Genomic DNA, 23,567 nt, shown 5'->3' on the forward strand with positions numbered 1-23,567 from the left:
GGGGGTCATTGCAAAGAATGCGGGTGGGGACCGGGGCCCCCGTGTCGGTAACGGCAGGGGCGGACCGCTACCCGGAGAACATCACAGGAGACAGCGATGTCCCACGAGGCTCACGAGGCCCAAGAGCCCGAGACCCCGCATCTCGACTTCGCCGGCACGACGCCGTACGAGGACTACGTCAAGGCGGACGTGCTCACCCACCTCCAGCACACCCTCTCCGACGACCCCGGAGAGATGGTCTTCCTGGTCACGACCCAGGTCATGGAGCTGTGGTTCACCTGCATCGTCCACGAGTGGGAGACCGCGGCCGACGCGCTGCGCTCCGACGACGTGCCGACCGCGATCGCCGCGCTGAAGCGTTCGGTGCGGGAACTGGAGGCGCTGAACGCCTCCTGGAAGCCGCTGGGGCAGCTGACCCCGGCCCAGTTCAACTCGTACCGCTCCGCCCTCGGCGAGGGCTCCGGCTTCCAGTCGGCGATGTACCGGCGCATGGAGTTCCTGCTCGGCGACAAGTCCGCGTCCATGCTGGTCCCGCACCGCGGCGCGCCCCGCGTCCACGCCGAACTGGAGAAGGCACTCGCCGAGCCCAGCCTCTACGACGAGGTGCTGCGGCTGATGGCACGGCGCGGCTGCGCGATCCCGGCGTCCGTCCTGCGGCGCGACGTGTCCCTGCGCTACGAGGCCAACGACGCCGTCGAGGCCGCCTGGACCGCGGTCTACTCGGGCGACGAGAACGCCGAACTCGCCCGGCTCGGCGAGGCGTTGACCGATGTCGCCGAGCTGGTGTGGCGCTGGCGCAACGACCATCTCGTCGCCACCCGCAGGGCCATGGGCGCCAAGGCCGGCACGGGCGGCTCCGCCGGCGTGGCCTGGCTGGAGAAGCGCGCGCGCAAGAACGTGTTCCCCGAGCTGTGGACGGCGCGTTCCCATGTCTGAACTGGCCTCACGCGCAAGTGAGTTGGATGCCGCCGACGGACTGGCCGGGCTGCGTGAGCGGTTCGTGCTGGACGACGTGGTCTACCTGGACGGCAACTCGCTCGGCGCCCTGCCGACGAACGTCCCCGGCCGGGTCGAGGACGTCGTACGACGGCAGTGGGGCGAGCTGCGCATCCGGTCCTGGGACGAGAGCGGCTGGTGGACGGCGCCGGAGCGGATCGGCGACCGGATAGCCCCGCTGGTCGGAGCGGCGGCCGGGCAGATCGTGGTGGGCGACTCCACGAGCGTCAACGTCTTCAAGGCGCTCGTCGCCGCCGTGCGGATGGCGGGCGAGGGGCGCGACGAGATCCTCGTCGACGCGACCACCTTCCCCACGGACGGCTACATCGCCGAGTCCGCGGCCCGGATGACCGGCAGCACGCTGCGCCCGGTGAACCCGGCCGAGGTGGGTTCGGCGCTGTCCGGCCGTACCGCCGCCGTCCTGCTCAACCACGTCGACTACCGCACCGGCCGGCTCTACGACCTGCCCTCGCTCACCGCCGCGGTCCACGCGGCGGGCGCGCTCGCGGTCTGGGACCTGTGCCACAGCGCGGGCGCGCTGCCGGTCGGCCTGGACGAGCACGGCGTCGACCTGGCCGTCGGCTGCACCTACAAGTACCTCAACGGCGGCCCGGGCTCCCCGGCGTACCTGTACGTCCGCCGTGATCTGCAGGACCGTTTCGACTCGCCGCTGCCCGGCTGGAACTCCCACGCGGAGCCCTTCGGGATGCGGCCCGGCTACGAACCGGCGTCGGGGGCCGTGCGCGGCCGGGTCGGTACGCCGGACATCCTGTCCATGCTGGCCCTGGAGGCGGCGCTGGAGGTCTGGGACGGGGTGCCGGTCGAGGCGGTGCGGGCCAAGTCCCTGGCGCTGACGGACTTCTTCCTGGAGTGCGTGGACACTTACACCCCGGCCGGCCGCGTGGAGTCCGTGACGCCGGCCGCCCACGCGGAGCGCGGCAGCCAGGTCGCGCTGCGCTGCGACGACGCGGGTGACGTGATGAAGCGGCTGATCGAGCGGGGAGTGGTCGGGGACTTCCGGCACCCCGACGTCCTGCGCTTCGGCTTCACGCCGTTGTACGTCGGGTTCGCGGACGTCGAGCGGGCGGCCCGGGTGCTGGGGGAGACGGTCGCGGGGTAGCTTGCGGCGCTTTCGGGGGATGTGGGCCGGGGGGTGCGTGACGCCGCCCGGCCCCCGTGCGTCTGTCGAACCGTTTTCCCCTCACCCAGCGTGACATCCACGTGTCCGCGCACGTCACCGGCCTGATACCGTCCCCGCCAACGGCCGCATTCCCATCTGGGACGCTTTCCCGCCCGGTCCGTCAAAACAGTTACGCCGCTGAGAGGTTGGAGCATGCCGGACGACGCCGCAGCAGCCCGGGCCGCCGCCGAGGAGGAGTCGGCCTTCTCGCACCCGGCGGTCGACCCCGACTCCACCGCCGCCTACGGCGACCACCCCGACCAGGTGATCGACTTCTACGCCCCGCGCGGCGAGACGGTCCCCGGCGCCGGGCTCGTCCCGCTGGTCGTCGTCCTGCACGGCGGTGCCTGGCGGGCACCGTACGACCGGAAGCACATCTCGCCGTTCGCGGACTTCCTGGCGCGGCGCGGGTTCGCCGTGGCCAGCGTGGAGTACCGGCGGGGTGCGGTGCTTCCGGGGCAGGGCGGCGAGGGCGCCGCGGGCGGTCCCGTCGCGGGCCGCTGGCCGGACACCTTCGACGACGTGGCCGCGGCGCTGGACGCGCTGCCCGCGCTCGCCCGCCAGGCTCTTCCGCAGGCCGACCCGCGGCGCATGGTGGTCACCGGGCACTCGGCGGGCGGCCACCTCGCCCTGTGGGCGGCGGCCCGGCATGTCCTGCCGGTCGACGCGCCCTGGCGCACCGGCGGCCCCCCACCCCTGCGCGGTGTGGTCGCGCTCGCCCCGATCGCCGACTTCGAGGTCTCCGACAAGCTGGAGGTCTGCGGTGGGGCGGTACGGCAACTCCTGGGCGGCGACGAGAAGTTCGCCGAGCGCCGGCCTTACGCCGACCCGGCGCTGCTGCTGCCCACCGGCATCGCGACCGCCCTCGTCCAGGGCCGTACGGACATCACCGTCCCGCACGCGGTCGCCGAGTCCTACGCCGACGCGGCGGCGAAGTCCGGCGAGATGGTGGGCCTCACCCTCCTGGAGGACGTCGGCCACTTCCCCCTGATCGACCCCGCGGCGGACGCCTGCGCGGTGGTGGCGGAGGAGATCGCCCAACTGGCCTGGTGACACGCCCTGAACAGGCCTTTCGCCCGGTTCTCGGGGTTGCCCTCACATACCCGTAATACCTGAGAGCTACGCCGCACATGGGCTCTTCAGCGTGACGCGGACGACGCCGTCGTCTCCGTAACTTCCCCTCCAGACAAGCCCGATGACCGGGCCGTGGGGAAGGGAGACACGTCATGGGGCGGGAGACGGGGGCCGGGGCGACGGTGTCCGCACCAAGGGTGCGGACACCCGGGGCGGGACGGCCGAGCGAGAACGACGCCCCTCGGTCCCCACGCCGCCGCAGGCACCGCCGACGCCGTACCGCGCTGGCCGTCCTCGTCGCCGCCGCCGTGGTCCTTCCCCTCACCGGTGCCACCAGGCCGGACATCCCCGCCCCGCCCCCCGCCTCCCTGGCGCCGCTCACGCCCTCCACCCTCGACGCGGCGTACGCGGCCAACCGTGCCGACGCCGCGGAGGCGTCCCGGATGGCCGCCGCCCACGGCGACTCCACGCGTGCCGCCGCCGACCACGCCATGGCCGGCCCCTCCCGCCGGCTCCTCGCCTTCGACGGCAGGGGCGAGGGCCGGGCCACGGAGGTGTTCGGCGACCTCGCGCACGCCTCGCGGGTGGCCGTGCTGGTCCCGGGCTCCGACACCTCCCTCGACACCTGGGCCCGCTTCCGCGCCACCGCCGTCGCCCTCCGCCAACGCCTGCACCGGGAGGCCCCGCAGGGCATCGGCACGGCCGTCGTGGCCTGGCTCGGCTACACGACCCCCGCCACGGTCAGCACGACCGTCCTCACCACGGCCCGCGCCGACCGGGCCGCCCCGCGCCTGCGCGACTTCCTCGCCGAACTGCACACCGTGACCCGCCCGGACGCGAGCGTCTCCCTGCTCTGCCACTCCTACGGCACGGTCGTCTGCGGCCGCTCGGCCGCCCGGCTCTCCGGCCTCGGCGTGAGCGACATCGTCCTCCTCGGCAGCCCCGGCACCGGCGCCGACACGGCCGCGGACCTGCACACGGGCGCCCGAGTCTGGGCGGCCCGCGGCGGCGACGACTGGATCGCCGAGGTCCCGCACGTGCGCACCGACTTCTTCGGCACGACCGTCGGCTTCGGCACCGATCCCGTCTCCCCGGCCTTCGGCGCCCGCGTCTTCGCGGCGGGCGGCGGCGGCCACAGCGACTACTTCCGGCCGGGCTCGGTGTCCCTGGCCAACCTCGCCCGGATCGTCCTCGGCGAGACGGGGGAGGTGTCCCATGCGTGAGCCGACCCCGCACGGCACCTGGGAAGGCATACGGCGCGCCGCACACCGTGCCGACGCCGCCACCCCCGCCGACCGGGACCGGGCCGTGGACGCCCTGCGCGCCTTCGCGATCCTCGGCGTGGTCCTGGGCCACTGGCTGGTCACCGCCCTGGTGGCGGACGGCGGAAACCTGCACACCGCCAGCCCGCTGCGGCACATGCCCGGGCTGGCCCCGATCTCCTGGGCCTTCCAGACCCTCGCCGTGTTCTTCCTGGTCGGCGGCCATGTGGCGACCCGCGGCTACACCGCGGCCCGTTCCAGGGGCGTGCCGTACCGGACCTGGCTGGTGACCCGGCTGTCCCGCCTGTTCAAACCGGTCGCCGCCGTCCTGGCCCTGTGGACGGTCGTCACCGTCGCCCTTCTCTCCTCCGGCACCGACTACTCCACGGTCCGCACCCTCGTGAAGCTGGCCCTCTCCCCGCTCTGGTTCCTCGTCGTCTTCGCCGCGCTGACGGCGGCGACCCCGCTCGTCGCCCGGCTCAACCCCCTGTGGCCGCTGGCCGTCGTCCTCCATGTGGACCTTCTCCGCTTCGGCCTCGGCGCCCCGCAGAGCCTTGGCTGGGTGAACCTGGCGGCCGGCTGGCTGGTGCCGTACACCCTGGGCGCGGCCTGGGCCCGTGGTGAGCTGGAGCGTCCCCGCGCCGGCTGGGTGCTGCTCCTCGGCGGGGCGGCGGCGACGGCCGGGCTGGTGCTGTGGGCGGGCTACCCGGCCTCGATGGTCGGCGTCCCCGGCGGGTCCGTGTCCAACCTCGACCCGCCCACGCTGGCCGCCGTCACCTTCGGCCTGACCCAGTGCGGCCTGGCCCTGCTCCTGCGCGACCGGCTGCGCCGTACGATGCGCCGACCCCTGGCGTGGGCGGCGGTCGCCCTCGTGAACCTCTCCGCCATGACGATCTTCCTCTGGCACCAGACGGCCATGATGGCGACCACCGCCACCGGCCTCCTCGCGGGCCGCCTGCCCGGCCTGCACACGCGCCCCGACGACCTCGTCTGGGTGGCATACCGCCTGACCTGGCTGCCGGTCTTCGCCGTGGCCCTGACGGTCTGCTGGACGGCGTTCCGCAGCTACGAACACGGCCGTCCGGCCGAGGGTGGCCGCTCGCGGGTGGTCCGGACCGGGCACGGACCGGCCGACCGGACGAGGACGGCGGGGCCGCGCCGTGTCTAGGGTGGTCCGCGTGACGGGGACGGGGCCGGGCATCCGGCGGGTGCTGGGCGAGCGGGTGCCGCGCCGGCTGCGGGCGCTGCGTGAGGACCTGTGGACCCTGCGGGCCGACCCGCTGCCGCGCTTCTCGCGGTTGCGTCGGGTGCCGCACGCGGTGCTGTGCCTGGCCGCGTTCGGCGTCGCGCTCGGCGGAGTGGCACAGCTTCGGGACAACGGACACCTGGGCAACGGGACCGCCTTCCCGCTCGCGGTCGCGCAGGGCGGCGCGGTGGTCCTCGCCCTCAGGCGGCCGATCCCGGCGTGGTGGCTGTCCACGGGCGCCACCCTCATCGGCGCCGTCCTGCTGCACGGCCGGCTGAGCACGCCGCCGGCGATGCCGTTCACCTGGCCCTGGACCACGGCCGGGATCGTCGCGCAGTCGCTCGTGATGCTGCTGCTCGCCCTGCGCGTGCCCACCCGTGTCTCCGCCGAGGCGCTGGCTGTGACCGCCCTGGCCACCTATGTCCTCGAGGGCGTGTGGGGTGCCCCGCACTACCAGGAGACCGGGGTCGTCGCCGTCGCCCTGTCGGCGATCGTGTGGGCGCTCGGCAGCGCGCTGCGCGGCCGTCGCGAGGCCCGGGCGGAGCTCGGCCGGCAGGCCACGCTGGCCGCGGAGGAGCGCGCGCGGCGCACGCTTCTGGAGGAGCGCAGCCGTATCGCGCGCGAGCTGCACGACGTGGTCGCCCATCACATGTCCGTCATCTCCATCCAGGCCCAGGTCGCCCCGCATCTCGTGCAGGATCCGCCCGCGGAGCTGCGAGAGAACCTGGAGGGCATCCGGCACAACGCGCTGGAGGCGCTGACCGAGCTGCGCCGGGTGCTGGGCGTGCTGCGCTCGGAGGACGGCGACACCGACGCCCTCGACCGGGCCGGCACCGACCCGCACAGCCCCCAGCCCACCCTGGACCGGCTCGACGCGCTGGTCGAGAACACCCGGGCGGCCGGGCTGAGCGTGACCACGCGGATCGTCGGCGAGCGGCGGCCGCTGCCGTCCGGCGTGGAGCTGTCGGCGTACCGGATCGTGCAGGAGGCGCTGAGCAACGTACTGCGTCACGCCCCCGGCGCGACGGCGAGCGTCGAGATCGCCTACGTGCCCTACGGCCTGCGGGTGGAGGTCCTCAACTCGGCCTCGAGCAGCCCCGTCTCCGAGTCGCCGGGCGCCGGGCACGGTCTGCTCGGCATGCGGGAGCGGGCCGCGATGCTGGGCGGTCACCTCCTGGCCGGCGTCCGGCCGGGCGGCGGCTACCAGATCTCCGTGTTCCTCCCGGTCACCCCGCACGCCGAGGCCGCGGGACCCGTCGCCGCCGAAGACACCTCCGACGTGAAGGACCCCACCGCATGACGAGCAGCCCGATCCGCGTACTGATCGCCGACGACCAGCAGATGGTCCGGCAGGGCTTCACCGTGCTGCTCAACACCCAGCCCGACATCGACGTCGTCGGGCAGGCGGTGGACGGCGCGGACGCCGTGGCCAAGGTCGGCGAACTCGCCCCGGACGTCGTCCTGATGGACATCCGCATGCCCGAGCTGAACGGCATCGAGGCGACCCGCCGGATCGCCGTCGAGCTGCCGCACATCAAGGTGCTGGTGCTCACCACGTTCGACCTCGACGAGTACGTGTACGAGGCGCTGCGGGCGGGCGCCTCGGGGTTCCTGCTGAAGGACGCCTCGGCGGACAAGCTGGCCGAGGCGGTCCGCGTGGTGGCGGCCGGCGACGCGCTGCTCGCGCCCGGCATCACCCGGCGGCTGATCGCGGAGTTCTCCCGCCTGGGAGACCGGCCGCGGGCCCCGCTGAAGGTGCGCGTCGGCGATCTCACCGAGCGCGAGACGGAGGTCCTCGCGCTGATCGCGCAGGGCCTGTCGAACGCGGAGATCGCCGAACGGCTGGTCGTCGCGGAGCAGACCGTGAAGACGCATGTGGGCCGCATCCTGGTGAAACTGGGCCTCAGGGACCGGACGCAGGCGGCGGTGTTCGCGTACGAGTCGGGGCTGGTCAGGCCGTCCGGCTACTGACGGCTGTCCCGCGCCCCGTACCCGTAGTACTTCAGGTGGATGCCCAAGGACCGTTCTCACAGGGGACGACCCCGGACCGGGCCTGCGCCTACGGTTTCCATGTGACCGAGAAGACCCAGACGCAGCCGGAGCCGACGAGGCTGATGGAGCCGTCGGACGCCGCGTACGAGCCGTACAAGCCGCGCAGCCCCGAGTTCCGGGCCGCCATGGACGCGCTGCAAGGCCTGCGGCAGGACCTGTTCCACGACGCCTTCGCCTACCGTCCGCTGCCCCGGATGAGTGTCGACGGCCCGCTCACCCGGCGGATGAAGGGCAGGATGCGGGAGTACGCGGCCTGGCGGGGGCACGCCGTGGTCGTCGCACTCGGGCTGCTCGCGATGCTGATCGGCTCGAACAGCGCCATGATCGGCGCCGGTAACAACCTCGTTCTCGGCCTGCTCGCGCTGGTTCCGGTCCTGCTGACCATGGTGCGGCCGGTCGGGGCGTTCTGGCTGTCGATGGCCGCGACCCCCCTCGCCATCGTGGTCGGCGGCGGCTGGGAGACCGAGTTCCCGTGGCTGCCCGGGAGCTTCGCCTGCCACCTGTTCGTCCTCACGATCGTGGCCGCCCGGACCCGGCCGCGCACCGCGGCGTGGATGTGGGTTCTGACGGCGGTGTACGGCGTCGTGGTGGAGAACTTCTTCGACTGGGGACACTCGCCGTTCGGCACCAACTCCGCCCCGATGGTGTTCTTCTCGGCCCTCGCCCTCCTCGCCGTCACCGTCTGGCACATCCGCCGCGACGCCCGTCAGGAGGTGACCGCGCAGCAGACGGTGACCGCGCACGAGCGCTCCCGGCGCACCCTGCTGGAGGAGCGCACGACGATCGCCCGCGAGCTGCACGACGTGGTCGCGCACCACATGTCGGTCGTCGCCATCCAGGCGGAGGCGGCGCCCTACCGGGTGGAGAACCCGCCGCCGGAGCTGGAGAAGGCGTTCGCCACGATCCGGGAGAACGCGGTGGCGGCCCTGACCGAACTGCGCCGCGTGCTGGGCGTGGTCCGCGCCGAGGACTACGAGGCGCCGGACGCCCCGCAGCCCACGCTCGCCGACCTGGACGCGCTGCTCGCCAACGTCCGCGAGACGGGCCTGCGCGTGGACAGGACGACGACCGGGGCGATACGCGAACTGCCGCAGGGCGTCGAGTTGTCGGCGTACCGGATCGTCCAGGAGGCGCTCAGCAACACCCTGCGTCACGCGCCGGGCGCCGCGGCCAAGGTGGAGGTGTCCTACGTCCTCGGCGGTCTCGGCCTGCGCATAGTCAACGGCCCACCTCCGGAGCCGTCGGCGGTGAAACCGTCACCCGGTGCCGGCCACGGCATCACGGGCATGCGCGAACGCGTCACCATGCTCGACGGCGAGATGACGGCGGGCCGCACGGACGAGGGCGGATACGAGGTGACGGTGTTCCTGCCGGTCGCCGGGGTGAGGGAAGGAGAGGCATGACGATCCGCGTACTGATCGCGGACGACCAGATGATGGTGCGCGAAGGCTTCTCGGTGCTCCTCAACGCGATGCCGGACATCGAGGTCGTCGGCGAGGCGGTCAACGGCCGCGAGGCGGTCGACCGCGTCCGTGAACTGACGCCCGACGTCGTCCTGATGGACATCCGCATGCCCGAGATGAACGGCATCGAGGCGACCCGGGAGATCGTGGCGGCCAACAGCACGTCGAAGGTCCTGGTGCTGACCACCTTCGACCTCGACGAGTACGTCTACCAGGCGCTGCGCGCCGGCGCCTCGGGCTTCCTGCTCAAGGACGCCTCGGCCCGCCAACTGGCCGACGGCGTCCGGGTGGTGGCGTCCGGCGAGGCCCTCCTCGCCCCCACGGTCACCAAACGCCTGATCACGGAGTTCTCCAAGCTCTCCCAGACCCCGCGCGTCATGCAGTCCGCCCACCAGGCCTACGGCGAGCTCACCGAACGCGAGACCGAGGTCCTGGTCCTCATCGCCCAGGGCCTGTCCAACGCCGAGATCGCCGAGCGCCTGGTGGTCGCCGAGTCCACGATCAAGACCCACGTCAGCCGGATCCTGGTGAAACTGGGCCTACGGGACCGGACCCAGGCGGCGGTGTTCGCTTATGAGGCGCGGCTGGTGACGCCGGGTTAGTCGAGCCGGTCGAGTACGGCGGGCAGGCCTTTGGAAAGCATCCTGGTGCGGACGCTGCCGAGGATCCTCGCCATGAGGAACCCTCCGGCGCCGGTGAAGCCGGTGTGGTCGTAGGTGAACCGGGTGCCGCCGGCGTGCGGTGCGAGGCGGTAGGCGACCTCGGTCACCTCACCGCCGCCCTCGTCCTGCCACGAGTACCGCAGCAGCGACGGCTCCCGGACCTCGAGCACCTCGCACACCACGACACCGCGCCACCCGGGTTTCGGCCGGGCGACGAACCGGAACCGCGTGCCCGGCACGGTGGTGAACCCCTCCGGCCGCGCGCCCGCGCCGGTGGCCGTCCACTGCGGGATCAGCTCGGGATCGGTGACCGCCCGCCAGACCTTCGAGGGCGGATGCGGGTAGTCACGGACGATGTGGATGGCGCTCATGGAGGCTCCTGGGGCCGAATCTCACCACTAATTTACAGTAACTAAAAAATTACTGTAGCAGTAAAAATATTGGGAGCAGGGCCTCTAAGCTCCAGCCATGAGCACGCGCACTGTGGACTGGACGGCGTTGCGCCGCCGGGCGGAGGAGCCGGCCGGGGAGGGGCTGCGGGAGCGCAAGAAACGGCAGCTGCGGCAGCGGCTGTCGGACACGGCCACCGAGATGTTCCTGGAGCGGGGCTTCGACGCGGTACGGGTGGCCGAGATCGCCGAGGCCTGCGGAGTGTCGGAGAAGACGGTGTTCAACCACTTCCCGACGAAGGAGTCACTGGTCCTGGACCTGGGGGAGAGCACCCTCGACTCCCTGCGGGCCGTTCTGTCCGACCCGGACCTCTCGCCGGTGGAGGCCGTACTGGAGATCCTCTCCGCCGAACTGGCCGCCATCACCTCCTGGCTGGCCGCGCAGGAGGATCCGGCTGAGGCGAAGGCGGCCTTGTCGCGCTTCGCCGCGCTCACCAGGTCCACCCCGTCCCTCCGCGCCTACCACCACGACATGGCGGACCGGCAGGTCGCCGTCGCGACCGAGATCCTGGCCCACCGCACCGGCGCGGTCCCGGACGCCCCCGAACCCCGCATCGCCGCGGCAGCGCTGCTGGCCCTGTGGCCGCTGCAGTTCCAGTCGCTGCACCGCCACCTGGACCGCACGCAGACGCCGGAGCAGCTGTACGACGAGGTGACCGCGGACGTCCACCGCGCGGCCCGCCTGCTCGACACGGGCCTGGGCTCACTCGGGACCGCCCGCCGGAGGTAGCTCCCGCGCCGAAGATGCTTGCGCTCGTCGATCAGCTGAAGGAACACCCCTGGTCAGAGCCCGGCGTGTCGGGTTAGCGTCCCCGCATGGCTGTCTTCGATCCGTGGGACGCGGCGTTTCTCGCCGACCCCTACCCCGCCTACGCCGAGCTGCGTGCCGCTGGGCGCGTGCACTACTTCGAGGCCACCGACCAGTGGCTGGTGCCGCACCACGCGGACGTCTCGGCGCTGCTGCGGGAGCGCCGGCTCGGGCGGACGTATCTGCACCGGTTCGGCCACGAGGACTTCGGACGGACCGCACCCCCGCCCGAGCACGAGCCGTTCCACACGCTCAACGACCACGGCATGCTCGACCTGGAGCCGCCGGACCACACCAGGATCCGGCGGCTGGTGTCGAAGGCGTTCACGCCGCGCACGGTCGAGCGGCTGAAGCCGTATGTCGGCGACCTCGCCGGCAAGCTCGTCGACCGGCTCGTCGAGAACGGCGGCGGTGATCTCCTCACAGACGTCGCCGAGCCGCTGCCCGTCGCCGTCATCGCCGAGATGCTGGGCATTCCCGAGGCGGACCGGGCCCCGCTCAGGCCCTGGTCTGCGGACATCTGCGGGATGTACGAGCTGAACCCGTCCGAGGAGACGGCCCGGAAAGCCGTACAGGCCTCCGTGGAGTTCTCGGACTACCTGCGCGAGCTCATCGCCGAGCGGCGCAAGGAGCCCGGCGACGACCTCATCTCCGGGCTCATCGCCGCCCACGACGAGGGTGACCGGCTGACCGAGCAGGAGATGATCTCCACGGCCGTGCTGCTGCTCAACGCCGGGCACGAGGCGACCGTCAACGCCACCGTCAACGGCTGGTACACCCTCTTCCGCAACCCGGCCCAACTGGCCGCCCTGCGCGCCGACCACGCGCTCGTCCCCGCCGCGGTGGAAGAACTCATGCGCTACGACACCCCGTTGCAGCTCTTCGAACGCTGGGTCCTGGACGACATCGAGATCGACGGCACCGTCATCCCCAGGGGGGCCGAGATCGCGATGCTCTTCGGGTCGGCCAACCACGACCCGGAGGTCTTCCGGAACCCCGAGCGGCTCGATCTGACCCGCGCGGACAACCCGCACATCTCGTTCTCCGCCGGCATCCACTACTGCATCGGCGCCCCGCTCGCCCGCATCGAACTGGCCGCCTCCATGACGGCCCTGCTGGAGAAGGCCCCCACCCTGAGCCTCGCCGAGGAGCCCCGCCGGAAGCCGAACTTCGTGATCCGGGGCCTGGAGGGCCTCGCAGTCGCCGTGGGATGATCACTGAGCGATCCCCGGTGAGGGCCGCAAGCGACTCGTCAGGCTGGTGCCTGCCTGCGGAGGGAGGCACCATGACGGTTATGGCAGAACGCACCTCGTCACAGATGTCGATGGACGTGTTCGAGCGGATCGCGGCATTCGCCGAACGCGAGGACGAGACCGTCAGGCTCGAGTTCATCGGCGGACGGATCGGGGTCAGGAAAGTGACGAACGGCAACCACGGGTCGATCATCATGTGGCTGATCCGGCATTGCATGCAGGCCCGGCCCGGCCCGACCTCGACCTCAACCCGGCCCAGGGCCTGAAGGTCGAGACGTACCGCAAGGGGCGGGCCCGGCCCGACGGCGTGCTCGCGCCGGTGGGGCACTTCGCGGGACAGGGCGACTGGGCCGAGACCGATGGCGTGCTCATGGTCCTCGAGATCACTTCGTACGACTCGGACACACATCTTCGCGACCGTGTGGAAAAGCCCCGGGGCTACGCCGAGGCGGGGATCCCCGTCTACTTGCTGATCGACCGGGACAACCTGTCGGTCCTCGTACACAGCGATCCGGATCCCGATGACGGATACCAGGACATCCATACCGTGAAGTTCGGGAGCAAGGTCACGCTGCCGGCCCCTGTCGGCATCGAACTCGACACCGAGGAGCTCAAGGACTACCTGGACTGAGCGACCGCCGCCAGCTGATCACATCCCGCCTCCGCGGCCCCGCCGAAGAGTTCGGACCAGGGCCCACAGGCCGAGACTGACCGCCGTCCCGCCGAGGACCGCCAGCGGCAGTTCGGCGTAGAGGACGCTGAAGTCGGGGGCAGCCTCGAAGCGCCACATGCGCTCGCGGACGTCGACCGACCACAGGGCGAGTCCGGCGCCCGCTCCCACGGCCGCGGTCAGGCAGCCCGCGGCGGCCTCCTTACGCTGTCCCATGCTCGGGACGGACGCACGCGGGCCGCCCGAGGGTTGCTTCAGGTCGTCAGGTCCCGGCGTCGTAGTCCCGTCAGGCCCATGGCGACCAGTGCCGCGGCCAGCGCCAGCAGTACCAGTACCGGCGCCCACTGCATCTCCCCGCCGGGCAGCTTCGGCAGATGGCCGAAGGGGGACAGGTCCAGCACCGCCTGGGGCGCGTCCAGCGCGGGGCCGACCCAGCCGATGAGCAGCACGGCGCCCGCCACGCCCCAGGCGGCCGTCGCCGCTCGGGGCAGCACCCCGTACAGCAGGACCGCCAGCCCGCCGATCACCCACACCGCGGGGAGCTGCACCAGGCAGGCCCCGAGGATCGGCCCGGCCTCCTTGCCGTAGCCGACGACGAAGCCGAGGCCGGTCGCGAGCATCAGCAGGACCGAGCCGCCGAAGGCGATGACGAGGTGGCCGGCGGCCCAGCGCAGCCGGCCCACGGGGTTCGCCAGCACCGGTTCGGCCCGGCCGGAGGTCTCCTCGCCGTACAGGCGCAGCACGCTGCCGACGACGTACAGCGCGGCGACCAGGCCCATCATGCCGACCATCGCCGCCAGGAAGGCGTTGGTCAGCGCGCTCTGGCCGCCCATCCGCTCGAAGATCCTCCGCGCGTTCTCGTTGTCACCGACGATGTCGGCCACGCCGTCCGTGAGGCCGCCGTAGACGACTCCCACGACGAAGAAGGCGAGCGACCAGCCCAGGACGTTGCCCCGCTGGAGCCGCCAGGCCAGTGCGCCGGCCGTGCCCAGGCGGCCGACCGACGGTCCGGGACGGGTGGGCAGGAAGCTCATGCCGATGTCCCGGCGCCCCGCGAGCCCGTAGGCGACGGCCGCCTGGAGTGCGATCGCCGCCGCGAACAGCGCCAGCACCCACCAGCGTTCGCCGGCGAACGCGCGCAGGTTCTCCAGCCAGCCCAGCGGGGACAGCCAGGTCCACACCGAGGAGCCGTCGCTCGTCGCCGAGTCGCCCGCCGCGCGCAGCACGAAGGCCGCGCCGAGCACGCCCGCGGTCAGGCCGCGCGCCAGCCGGGCGCTCTCCGTCAGCTGGGCGACGATCGCCGCGGCCGTCGCGAACACCATGCCGACGGCCGCCAGTCCGAGCCCGAAGGCCAGCGCGCCCACGGCTCCCTGGCCCGCCAGGCCGGCCACGACCAGCAGGGCCAGCACGGCGTTCGCCACGGCCGCCGCGAGCAGGGCCGCCGTCAGGGAGGCCCTCCGGCCCACCGCGCCGGAGGAGATGAGTTCCTGACGCCCGCTCTCCTCCTCGTCGCGGGTGTGGCGTACGACGACCAGCAGGCTGGTGATCGCGGCGAGCACCCCGGCGTAGACGCCGACGCGCCAGGCCGTCAGGGCGCCGACGGAGTCGTCGAAGACGGGGCCGATCAGGGCGCGGAAGGAGGCGTTGGTGGCGACCTGGTGGATGAGGTCGGCGCGTTCGGCCGGGGTGCCGTAGAGGGTCCTCAGCGTGTTCGGCATGGAGAGGACCATCAGGGTGTTGACCGCCACCCACACCGGGATCATCAGCCGGTCGCGGCGCAGGTTGAAGCGCAGCAGGATCCGGGTGCCCACGAGGGACGTCATCGCGCCGCCACCTCTTCGTCCTGGTAGTGGCGCAGGAACAGCTCCTCCAGCGTGGGCGGGGTGGAGGTCAGCGAGCGGACGCCGGACTCGCTCAACTGCCTTAGTACGGCGTCGAGTTTGTCGGTGTCGACCTGCAGCCGGACCCGCCGGCCCTGGACGTCGAGGTCGTGGACGCCCGGCAGGTGCGACAACCCGTTGGGGGCGCCGGCCAGTTCGGCGGTGACGCTGGTCCGGGTCAGATGGCGCAGGTCGGCCAGCGAACCGCTCTCCACGGTCCGGCCCTTGCGGATGATGCTCACCCGGTCGCAGAGCTCCTCGACCTCGCTGAGGATGTGCGACGACAACAGGATGGTCCGGCCCCTGGACCGCTCCTCCTCCACGCAGCGCTGGAAGACCTCCTCCATCAGGGGGTCCAGGCCCGAGGTCGGCTCGTCCAGGATCAGCAGGTCCACGTCCGAGGCGAAGGCGGCGACCAGGGCGACCTTCTGGCGGTTGCCCTTGGAGTAGGTGCGGCCCTTCTTGGTGGGGTCCAGCTCGAAGCGCTCGATCAGGTCGGCGCGGCGGGCCGCGTCCAGGCCGCCGCGGAGGCGGCCGTAGAGGTCGATCACCTCGCCGCCCGACAGGTTGCGCCACAGGGTCACGTCCCCGGGGACGTAGGCGATCCGGCGGTGCACCTCCACCGCGTCCTTCCACGGGTCGCGGCCCAGCACCTGGGCGGCGCCGGAGTCGGCGCGCAGCAGGCCGAGCAGGACGCGGATGGTGGTGGACTTGCCGGCGCCGTTCGGGCCGAGGAAGCCGTGCACCTCGCCGGTCTCCACGTCGAGGTCGAGGCCGTCCAGGGCGTGGGTCCGGCCGAAGGTCTTGTGGAGCCCGGCGACCGTGATTGCCTTCGTCATGGTTCAGAACGTACGCTTCTTTCAGAAATTTGTGAAGATAAGGAAGCGTATGAAGCCCGGTTAGGGTGGTGGCCATGACTGACGCGGCGGGGCGGGACCAGGAAGCGGTCTCGAAGTTCGTGGAGAGCTTCGCGGCACAGCTCGTCGAGGCCGGGATGCAGCGCATGCCCGCGCGGATCTTCGCCGCGCTCCTCTCCTCCGACGAGGGGACGATGACCTCGGCGGAGCTGGGCGAACAGCTGCGGATCAGCCCGGCCGCGGTCTCCGGCGGGGTGCGCTACCTGGCCCAGCAGCACATGGTGTCCCGCGAGCGCGAGCCCGGCTCGCGGCGGGAGCGCTACCGGGTGCACAGCAACCAGTGGTACGAGGCGCTGACCAACCGCGAAGCCGTCATCAAACGCTGGGAGGGCGCTCTGCGGGAAGGTGTCGGCAGCCTCGGCGCCGACACCCCGGCGGGCCGCCGCATGGCCGAGACGCTCGCCTTCTTCGAGTTCGTCGACGACGAGATCGCGGCCATGATGGAACGCTGGCGGGTCCACCGCGAGGAACTCTTCGGGTCCTAGCGGGGGACCTGGCCGGTATCGTCCGGCAAGAGCCCGGCACCCCTTGCCGGTACCGTTCGGCCGCCGGCCCGCGGCTCGCCTCACCGCCCCGGCAGCGTGAGCCCCCAGGCCCCCTCCCACACCGTCCACGTCCTCCTGCGCACCGGCCCGCACACGCCCGCGTCCGCCCGGTAGCGGAAGTCCGCCCCCGACACGGTTATGGTCCGCCCCTCGGCCCGTACCGGCGAGGCCTCCGCGCCCACCGACAGGGGCCGTACCTCGACCTCGGCCACCCCGCGCTCACCCGGCACGACCGACACCGCCTCCACCGGCTGGTCCAGGTCGACCAGGGTCTCGCCGTCGACCTCGATGCGCAGGCGGGCGGCGCGGGGCGCGGGCGCCGGGGCCTCACGGGCCGGGACGAGGGTGCGCACCAGGGACTGGGCCGTGCGCAGCCACGGGCGCCCCGCGGCCTCTTCCAGAGGCGTGTGCGCCTCGCTCAGCGGAGGGATCCGCAGCGCGCCCAGCACCACCCCGTCGCTGTCGTCCACGAGCAGGTCCATCCGCCGTACGGCCCCGTCGAGGACCGAGCGGGCCGCGGCCACCGCGCCCGTGGGCACCCCCAGGGATCGGGCCACCGACAGCGCGGCCCCCACCGGCACCATCGACAGCGCGCATCCGGCCAGTTCCCGCTGCCGGTGCAAAAGGGACACGGCGCGCACCAGGGCCCGGTCGTCGCCGACGACCACCAGTCTTCTCGACCCGCGCCGGGTCAGGGCCCGGACGAACTCCTCCGGACCGTCCGGCAGGCAGACCTTGGTCTGCGCACCCGCGCTGAGCACGTCTTTCGCGATGCGTACCGACTCCCCGTCCGTCCGTCGGGCCACCGGATCGATGACCACCAGCAGCTGTTCGGAACTCGCCTCGGAAGTCGCGGAAGTCGCCACCTCGGTCCTGCCTCGCTTCCTCGGGTAGCATCTTTGTGCAAGAGCCCCTTGCGCTATTGCGCCAGGGGCTTCGTCTATTCCGGGGCATCCGGTCCGACGGGTTACGGCCAACGACGGCCATGGTGCACGCGGCGGTGAACCCTACGCGTGCGCCCCTGACCTTGGACATGCCCCGCCCGGAAGGGGTGTACGCGCGTGCCCGCACTTGTGCTGCTCGGTGCTCAGTGGGGTGACGAAGGCAAGGGAAAGGCGACCGACCTGCTCGGTGGCTCAGTGGATTACGTCGTGCGGTACCAGGGCGGCAACAACGCCGGCCACACCGTCGTCGTGGGTGATCAGAAGTACGCCCTCCACCTGCTCCCTTCCGGAATCCTCTCGCCGGGGTGCACCCCGGTCATCGGCAATGGTGTCGTCGTCGATCCGTCGGTCCTGTTCTCCGAGCTGAACGGACTGAACGAACGCGGCGTCGACACGTCCAAACTCCTCATCAGCGGTAACGCGCACATCATCACGCCGTACAACGTGACCGTCGACAAGGTCACGGAACGCTTCCTCGGCAAGCGGAAGATCGGTACGACGGGGCGCGGCATCGGACCGACCTACGCGGACAAGATCAACCGCGTCGGCATCCGGGTGCAGGACCTCTACGACGAGTCGATCCTCACCCAGAAGGTCGAGGCGGCCCTCGACGTCAAGAACCAGATGCTCACCAAGCTCTACAACCGGCGCGCGATCGCCGTCGACCAGGTGGTCGAGGAGCTGCTGGGCTACGCGGAGAAGCTCGCGCCCTACGTCGCCGACACGGTCCTGGTGCTCAACCAGGCCTTGGACGACGACAAGGTCGTGCTGTTCGAGGGCGGCCAGGGCACGCTCCTCGACATCGACCACGGCACGTATCCGTTCGTGACGTCGTCGAACCCGACCGCGGGCGGTGCCTGCACCGGGGCCGGCGTCGGCCCGACGAAGATCAGCCGGGTCATCGGCATCCTCAAGGCGTACACCACCCGCGTCGGCTCCGGCCCCTTCCCGACGGAGCTGTTCGACGAGGACGGCGAGGCGCTGCGCCGCATCGGCGGCGAGCGGGGTGTGACGACCGGCCGTGACCGCCGCTGCGGCTGGTTCGACGCGGTGATCGCCCGCTACGCCACCCGCGTCAACGGCCTGACGGACTTCTTCCTCACCAAGCTCGACGTCCTCACCGGCTGGGAGCAGATCCCGGTCTGCGTCGCCTACGAGATCGACGGCAAGCGCGTCGAGGAGCTGCCGTACTCGCAGTCGGACTTCCACCACGCGAAGCCCGTCTACGAGACCCTCCCGGGCTGGTCCGAGGACATCACCAAGGCGAAGTCCTTCTCCGACCTGCCGAAGAACGCCCAGAACTACGTCAAGGCGCTGGAGGAGATGTCCGGCGCCCCGATCTCCGCGATCGGCGTGGGCCCGGGCCGGGACGAGACGATCGAAATCAACTCGTTCCTCTGACCCGCACACATGCAGGAGCCGCCCCGCCCGGGGGCGGCTCCTGCGCGCTGTTCGCCGGGGCGACCTAATCGAGTTGGGTGACCACCGCACTGCCGCCGGGCGCCGTCGCGGCTTCCGGGGGAAGCGCCGTCGGGTAGAGGCGGACGTCGCTCAGGCGGCCGTTGGCGTATTCGCCGTAGGAGCCCTGGAAGAGGCGGCGGCCGAGTTGGACGGGGCCGGTGGCGCTCCAGCTCTCGCCGGCGTAGTCCTTGGTGGCGGACAGTCGGCCGTTGACGTAGAGGAGCAGCCGGCCGCCGTCGGCGTCGTAGACCCCGACGAGATGGGTCCATTTGCCCGCCACGGCCTTGGTGCCGTAGGCGGCGGTGAAGGCCGTGCTGGTGGTGTCGTCGTTGTGGCGGCCGAAGGCCCAGACCTGGGCTCCGGATGAGTAGTAGAGCTGCAGGCCGTTGGCGGCGCCGACGGACGCGGCGTCCGACTGGGACACGAACGTCGAGTTGGCGCCCGAGAGGGAGTTCAGCTTGACCCACGCCGAGACGGTGAAACTGCCGCTGGTGTCCACGCCGGGGCCGGCAGTGGCCGCGTAGCCGGTGGTTCCGTTGAGGTTCAGGACCGTGCCGCGGTCGGCGTCGGCGGTCCAGGAGGCTCCGCCCGTCAGGTTGGCCGGTGCGTCGCCGATGGGATCGGACGCCGAGGTGCCGGTGCCGTCGTCGAGCTTCCAGCGGTGTGTGGCGGTGTCGGTGACCGTGCCCAGGGGGACCGGGTCGGCGAAGGTGGCGGTCGTCCCGGACGGGGTGGCACCCGGGTACTCGGTCAGCCGACCCGCGGTGTCGCTGGTGTAGAGGTCGGGTTTGCCGTCCGGGCCGCCGGTGGCGCTGTTGACGTCGCCGGGGGAGGCGAGGGTCGGGTAGTCACGCTTGGGCAGGACGACGGACAGGGCCTTGGCGGGGTGCGTGTTCCAGCCCGCGGCGGCGGTGCTCGTCCAGTTCTGGGCGGCGGAGTTGTTGCAGGTGTAGAGGCGGACCTGGGTGCCGTTGGTCGTGCTGGCGCTCGGGTCGTCCACGCACCTGCCGGACTGTGGGTTGACCAGGCTGCCGGTGCTGCCGGTGGTCCACTTCTGGGAGCCGCTGCCGTTGCACTTGTACAGCTGCAGCAGGGTGCCGTTGTCCGTGCCGCCGTCGGTGGCGTCGAGGCACTTGCCGAGGACGCGCAGGGAGCCGTCGTCGTGCAGGACCCACTGCTGGGCCGGGCTGCCGTTGCAGGTGTGGATCTGGATCTTGGTGTGGTCGGCGGTGTGGGCGTTCGCGTCGTCCAGGCAGAGCGTGCCGCCGGAGGACGTCTTCACGGCGGACGTGAACGCGGTGCGGACCGGGGCGTGCAGCAGCTTGGGCATCAGGGTCCCGCCGTCGACGTCGATCGGGAAGGTGTAGACGGAGCCCGTGGTGTCGTCGCGGGCCCACAGCGTCGGGGCTCCACCGGTGACCTTTCCGTTTCCGTCGTCGTCCACCGAGAAGGTGCCGCCGACGCGTCCGGGGGCGATCAGGGTCAGGCCGGACCAGTCGCCGTCGCCGAGCAGGAGCGGGTGGCCGAGATGGTTGACGCCGTACGACTGGTACAGCCACAGCTTGTTGTTCTCCATGGTGATGACGGCGGGGTGGTCGGCGTTGCCGTAGACGTCCCCGTCGACGACGAGTTGGGAGATGTCCCAGGGCTTGGCCGGATCGTAGCCCGCCTCCGTGCAGCGGGCGGCGGGCACGGTGTCGGCTGCCTCGCAGTCGTCCTTGGTGACGACGTCGTAGCGGCGGCCGACGAAGCCGGGGAAGGTGGACCAGGGTGTGCGCGGGAAGGCGCCGTCGTCCTTCGGGTCGAGGTCGTTCTTCACCACGTACAGCTGCTGGGTCTTGCGGTTGTACGCGAGCAGGTCGTCGTGGGTGTCGCCGTGCAGGTTGCCTCGGTGGGCGACCAGGTAGTCCTTCCAGGTCCCGGTGGGTGCGCCCTTGGCGGTCGACACGATGACCGGGCCGGTGACGGTCGGCGGAGTGCCGTCGACCGGACCGTCCTGCGCCGGGGCGGGGGCCTGGGCGGGGTCGCTGTCGCCGGGGAGGAGTTCCAGGTCGCCGGTGCTGGTGGTGGCGAGCAGGTCGGGGCTGCCGTCGCCCGTGATGTCACCGGGTGCGATCTTGGTCTTGGGGTTCCAGGGCGCGGTGAAGGTGTAACTGACCGGGTTCTGGGAGAGGTTGCCGGCCCGGTCGACCGCGGCGACGTACAGGGTGTGCACGCCCCAGTCGGTGACCGGGATCGTGACCTTGCCGGAGGCGGTGGCGCCGTTGGTGGACGTCACCTTGGAGGTGCGGCCGGTGGTGGCGGTGGGCTGGCTGTCGAGCTGCCAGAGGAAGTGATCGATGCCGCTCGCCTTGCAGCCGGCCGGGTCGCAGGTGTCGGCCGGGGTGTTGTCGGCGGCGGAGACGGAGAAGTCGGCGGTGACTCCGCTGCCGGCATAGGTGTCGCCGGCCCCGCTGCCCACGGGCGGGAAGTGTGGGTTGTCGGCGACCGCCGGAGTCTGCGGCGGGGTGAAGTCGGTGTCGAACCAGCAATGGTCGCTGACGTCCGACTTCAACTTGATGGAGGAGTTGTCCTGGGCGTAGACGGCCCAGCCGTACTCGTGACCGTCCTTGAGGGTGAAGCCGATCGGCGCGTCGGCGTCCGTGCCGGAGGCGACCATGCCGCTGTCCGGGGTGCCCTTGTCCACCGGGTCACCGGCGGAGTCCAGGTCGGTGCGGTCCCAGACGTGGTAGTGCGCCTCGGCGTGCTCACCGGAGATGTGGGTTGTGACGGTCGAGTGCAGCTGGATGTTGCTGCCCGCGTCGCTGTACGTCGTCGCGCCGATCCAGCCGACCGCGCCGCTGCCGGTGACGCAGTCGCCGTCCGCGCCCAGGGGCTTGGGCGTGGTGCGCAGCTTGGTGGGGGTGTCCGGCGGGATGTCGAAGTTCGTGGTCAGGGTGAGAACCTGCGACATGCGCAGGTAGTCCAGGTTGGAGCTGGTCCTCGACTCGTTGCCGAACAGTCCGAAGGTCCAGGTGCTCTTGTTGCCCTTGGCGATCTTCTGGATCTGGTCGTCCACGCGGAAACTCGCAGTGCTGTTGCTGCAGTTGCTGTTGCCGTTGGCGCCGCTGGGCACGGTGGTCTTCACGGCCGGGTAGCCGTTGTCGTCAAGGGTGTCGGGCTGGTGCTTCCAGTCGGTGTTCTCGTTGATGGTGCCGGTGGTGTGCAGGGTGATCGGCTGGTCGTGGGAGCAGTCGACGCTGGCCGCGAAGGTGGTGCTGACCTTCACCTCGGCCTTGACGACGGTCATGGACGGGTCGAGACCAGCGGTGTTGACCGCGTAGTACGACCGTTCCAGGCCGACCCCGCAGGCACCGCCCCACTGCTGGTAGCCGACGCCCTCGCCGTTGGTCTGCGGCTTGTTGTACTGCGGAGCGTCGGAGCAGGCCGAGCTCGAATACACCTCGTCGAAGGCCCCGGACTTGCTGGTCACCGGGTTTTCGAAGGGGTCGATGTAGACCGGGTAGTGAGTGTCGGGCCCGTCGAGCACCGAGGTGTCGGGCGCCAGGGTGAGGGAGTCGTCGGTCGTGGTCATCGGCACCTGACCGACCTGCGCGCCGAGGCCGGGACCGGCCGCGGAGGAGGAGGTGTCCGCCCGTGTGGTGCCCAAAGCCGCGCGCATGGAGGAGGCGGGCCTCGCGGCAACCGAGTCGGACGTGCTGGAGTCCCACATCAATGGCGGCGGACTCGTGTACGACACCGAGCCGTCCGGTGCCTCCGCGGTCATGCCGCCCACCGAGGTGGGCGCCAGTCGCAGGCCGTCGGTCTCCGTCGCCACGGCCAGCCTGCGGACACGCGGATCGGCCGCAGCCTTCGAGTCGTGCACGACCAGCACATCGCTGAAGCCGCCCTGATCCGTCACCGATACCGACACGTCGACGCCGGGCAGCACCGCGGAGTACAGCGCCGTGTGGTCGCTGACCTGCGGCGCGGGCAGCGTGAAGGGCATGGTCAGGCTCATGCTGTGCCCGGCCGGATCGGTCAGCGTGGCCAGCGGCCCGCTTCCACCGCCGGACAACCTCACGCCGCTGGGCGTCGCCTTGGGGGAGTACGTGCCGTCGGAGTTGACGGTGAGCGTAGCGTCCACGGGGACCCAGCCGCCGTCCTGCCGAACTCTGGCCGGCAGCACGGACGAGGTCCTGGTGAAGGAGCCATCGGGTTCGGCGGTCACGGTGTCGGTCTCGCTGGTCAGCGCGTCGACCGGGGCCGGCGTGCCGTCGGAGACCGCCTGGGCCTGCGCGGCGAGCAACGGGTCTGCCGCGCCGCCGGGATCATCGGCGACCAGCGCGCCGGCCGGGGAGGCGAGTGCGGTCAGCAGTATGGCGGCAACCGGAAGCAGCGCGAGTCTGCGAGCGGATGACGGCAGCACGGGACAACTCCTTCGCACGACGGACAGGGCAGACACGAGATCTGCGACCATCCGCGCCCGAAAGGACCGTGCGCCGGGCGTCGGGTCAGGACGTCGGTGACGGCGTGCGGCGGTGATGTTCGCTCCCCCGGCACAGAACGTACACAGGAAATGCCAAAAACAATCACGTAATTGTCATGGCATTGGCAAAGAGTCTTGAGGTTCGTTCAACGTCGTTCTTAGCCTCCCATCCTGGATCACGCCGACCACGTGACCTTTCAGTCAACGGACTACCAAGTCCGTTCCATACGGGGGTAC

19 protein-coding genes and 1 pseudogene are annotated in these 23,567 nt (G+C 71.5%); 14 read left to right on the forward strand and 6 right to left on the reverse strand.

All coding sequences use genetic code 11. The features are described from left to right. The first annotated feature begins 96 nt into the window (after positions 1-96). From FBY22_RS42015 to FBY22_RS42055, 9 genes are all read left to right on the forward strand, one after another. On the forward strand, positions 97-936 hold the full coding sequence (locus FBY22_RS42015; RefSeq protein ID WP_142153956.1) for a tryptophan 2,3-dioxygenase family protein: 840 nt from the start codon (positions 97-99) through the stop codon (positions 934-936). Beyond that, complete coding sequence (gene kynU, locus FBY22_RS42020; RefSeq protein WP_142153958.1) at positions 929-2,116, forward strand: kynureninase; 1,188 nt, start codon at positions 929-931, stop codon at positions 2,114-2,116. Before FBY22_RS42015 ends, kynU begins: the two co-directional genes overlap by 8 nt. A 213-nt stretch (positions 2,117-2,329) precedes the next feature. Then, complete coding sequence (locus FBY22_RS42025; protein WP_142153960.1) at positions 2,330-3,229, forward strand: alpha/beta hydrolase; 900 nt, start codon at positions 2,330-2,332, stop codon at positions 3,227-3,229. A gap of 173 nt (positions 3,230-3,402) precedes the next feature. Further along, positions 3,403-4,473 (forward strand): alpha/beta hydrolase, encoded by a 1,071-nt coding sequence (locus FBY22_RS42030; RefSeq protein ID WP_142153962.1) that lies wholly within the window; start codon positions 3,403-3,405, stop codon positions 4,471-4,473. Further along, entirely contained in the window at positions 4,466-5,680 is a 1,215-nt protein-coding gene (locus tag FBY22_RS42035) for an acyltransferase (protein ID WP_142153964.1), read from the forward strand. The genes FBY22_RS42030 and FBY22_RS42035 overlap by 8 nt, the downstream gene beginning before the upstream one ends. Then, positions 5,673-7,058, forward strand: a complete 1,386-nt coding sequence (locus tag FBY22_RS42040; protein WP_142153966.1) for a sensor histidine kinase — start codon at positions 5,673-5,675, stop codon at positions 7,056-7,058. The genes FBY22_RS42035 and FBY22_RS42040 overlap by 8 nt, the downstream gene beginning before the upstream one ends. Then, positions 7,055-7,729 carry a response regulator transcription factor gene (locus FBY22_RS42045; protein WP_142153968.1) on the forward strand — a complete coding sequence of 225 codons (675 nt, stop codon included), beginning with the start codon at positions 7,055-7,057 and terminating at the stop codon, positions 7,727-7,729. Before FBY22_RS42040 ends, FBY22_RS42045 begins: the two co-directional genes overlap by 4 nt. 101 nt (positions 7,730-7,830) lie before the next feature. Further along, positions 7,831-9,213, forward strand: a complete 1,383-nt coding sequence (locus tag FBY22_RS42050; RefSeq protein ID WP_399212873.1) for a sensor histidine kinase — start codon at positions 7,831-7,833, stop codon at positions 9,211-9,213. Continuing rightward, positions 9,210-9,875 carry a response regulator transcription factor gene (locus FBY22_RS42055; protein WP_142153970.1) on the forward strand — a complete coding sequence of 222 codons (666 nt, stop codon included), beginning with the start codon at positions 9,210-9,212 and terminating at the stop codon, positions 9,873-9,875. Before FBY22_RS42050 ends, FBY22_RS42055 begins: the two co-directional genes overlap by 4 nt. Here FBY22_RS42055 and FBY22_RS42060 read toward each other — a convergent pair. Beyond that, positions 9,872-10,306, reverse strand: coding sequence for an SRPBCC domain-containing protein (locus FBY22_RS42060; RefSeq protein WP_142153972.1), 435 nt, complete (start codon positions 10,304-10,306; stop codon positions 9,872-9,874). The genes FBY22_RS42055 and FBY22_RS42060 overlap by 4 nt on opposite strands. Positions 10,307-10,403: 97 nt before the next feature. Here FBY22_RS42060 and FBY22_RS42065 point away from each other — a divergent pair, with 97 nt between their 5' ends. The 3 genes and pseudogenes from FBY22_RS42065 to FBY22_RS42075 all read left to right on the forward strand — a co-directional run bounded on the left by FBY22_RS42065 (position 10,404) and on the right by FBY22_RS42075 (position 13,076). Then, positions 10,404-11,114 carry a TetR/AcrR family transcriptional regulator gene (locus FBY22_RS42065; RefSeq protein WP_142153974.1) on the forward strand — a complete coding sequence of 237 codons (711 nt, stop codon included), beginning with the start codon at positions 10,404-10,406 and terminating at the stop codon, positions 11,112-11,114. Positions 11,115-11,200: 86 nt separating this feature from the next. Beyond that, a complete protein-coding gene (locus tag FBY22_RS42070) occupies positions 11,201-12,406 on the forward strand; it encodes a cytochrome P450 (protein ID WP_142153976.1) in 1,206 nt (401 codons plus the stop codon). A 71-nt stretch (positions 12,407-12,477) separates the two neighbouring features. Beyond that, positions 12,478-13,076, forward strand: a pseudogene (locus tag FBY22_RS42075) (Uma2 family endonuclease). Between the two features lie 18 nt (positions 13,077-13,094). On the opposite strand, the gene FBY22_RS42080 reads toward FBY22_RS42075, so the two are convergent. The 3 genes from FBY22_RS42080 to FBY22_RS42090 are packed head-to-tail and all read right to left on the reverse strand — an operon-like array spanning position 13,095 to position 15,834. Next, positions 13,095-13,331, reverse strand: a complete 237-nt coding sequence (locus FBY22_RS42080; RefSeq protein WP_142153978.1) for a hypothetical protein — start codon at positions 13,329-13,331, stop codon at positions 13,095-13,097. 38 nt (positions 13,332-13,369) lie between these two features. Beyond that, positions 13,370-14,938 (reverse strand): ABC transporter permease, encoded by a 1,569-nt coding sequence (locus FBY22_RS42085; protein WP_142153980.1) that lies wholly within the window; start codon positions 14,936-14,938, stop codon positions 13,370-13,372. Continuing rightward, the gene (locus FBY22_RS42090; protein ID WP_142153982.1) at positions 14,935-15,834 is read right to left on the reverse strand and encodes an ABC transporter ATP-binding protein; all 900 of its coding nucleotides are present in this window, start codon (positions 15,832-15,834) and stop codon (positions 14,935-14,937) included. The genes FBY22_RS42085 and FBY22_RS42090 overlap by 4 nt, the downstream gene beginning before the upstream one ends. Before the next feature lie 74 nt (positions 15,835-15,908). On the opposite strand from FBY22_RS42090, the gene FBY22_RS42095 reads away from it, so the two are divergent. Next, a complete protein-coding gene (locus FBY22_RS42095; protein ID WP_142153984.1) occupies positions 15,909-16,397 on the forward strand; it encodes a GbsR/MarR family transcriptional regulator in 489 nt (162 codons plus the stop codon). An 80-nt stretch (positions 16,398-16,477) separates the two neighbouring features. Here the strand turns inward: FBY22_RS42095 and FBY22_RS42100 are convergent, their stop codons facing one another. Continuing rightward, positions 16,478-17,323, reverse strand: a complete 846-nt coding sequence (locus tag FBY22_RS42100; protein ID WP_142153986.1) for a diacylglycerol kinase family protein — start codon at positions 17,321-17,323, stop codon at positions 16,478-16,480. A 195-nt stretch (positions 17,324-17,518) separates the two neighbouring features. Between FBY22_RS42100 and FBY22_RS42105 the strand changes: the two genes are divergently transcribed. Then, positions 17,519-18,802, forward strand: coding sequence for an adenylosuccinate synthase (locus FBY22_RS42105; protein WP_142153988.1), 1,284 nt, complete (start codon positions 17,519-17,521; stop codon positions 18,800-18,802). A gap of 64 nt (positions 18,803-18,866) precedes the next feature. Here the strand turns inward: FBY22_RS42105 and FBY22_RS42110 are convergent, their stop codons facing one another. Continuing rightward, entirely contained in the window at positions 18,867-23,270 is a 4,404-nt protein-coding gene (locus FBY22_RS42110; protein WP_142153990.1) for a LamG domain-containing protein, read from the reverse strand. Positions 23,271-23,567: the final 297 nt, after the last annotated feature.

It is taken from the genome of Streptomyces sp. SLBN-31, assembly GCF_006715395.1.
Classification (GTDB): Bacteria; Actinomycetota; Actinomycetes; order Streptomycetales; family Streptomycetaceae; genus Streptomyces.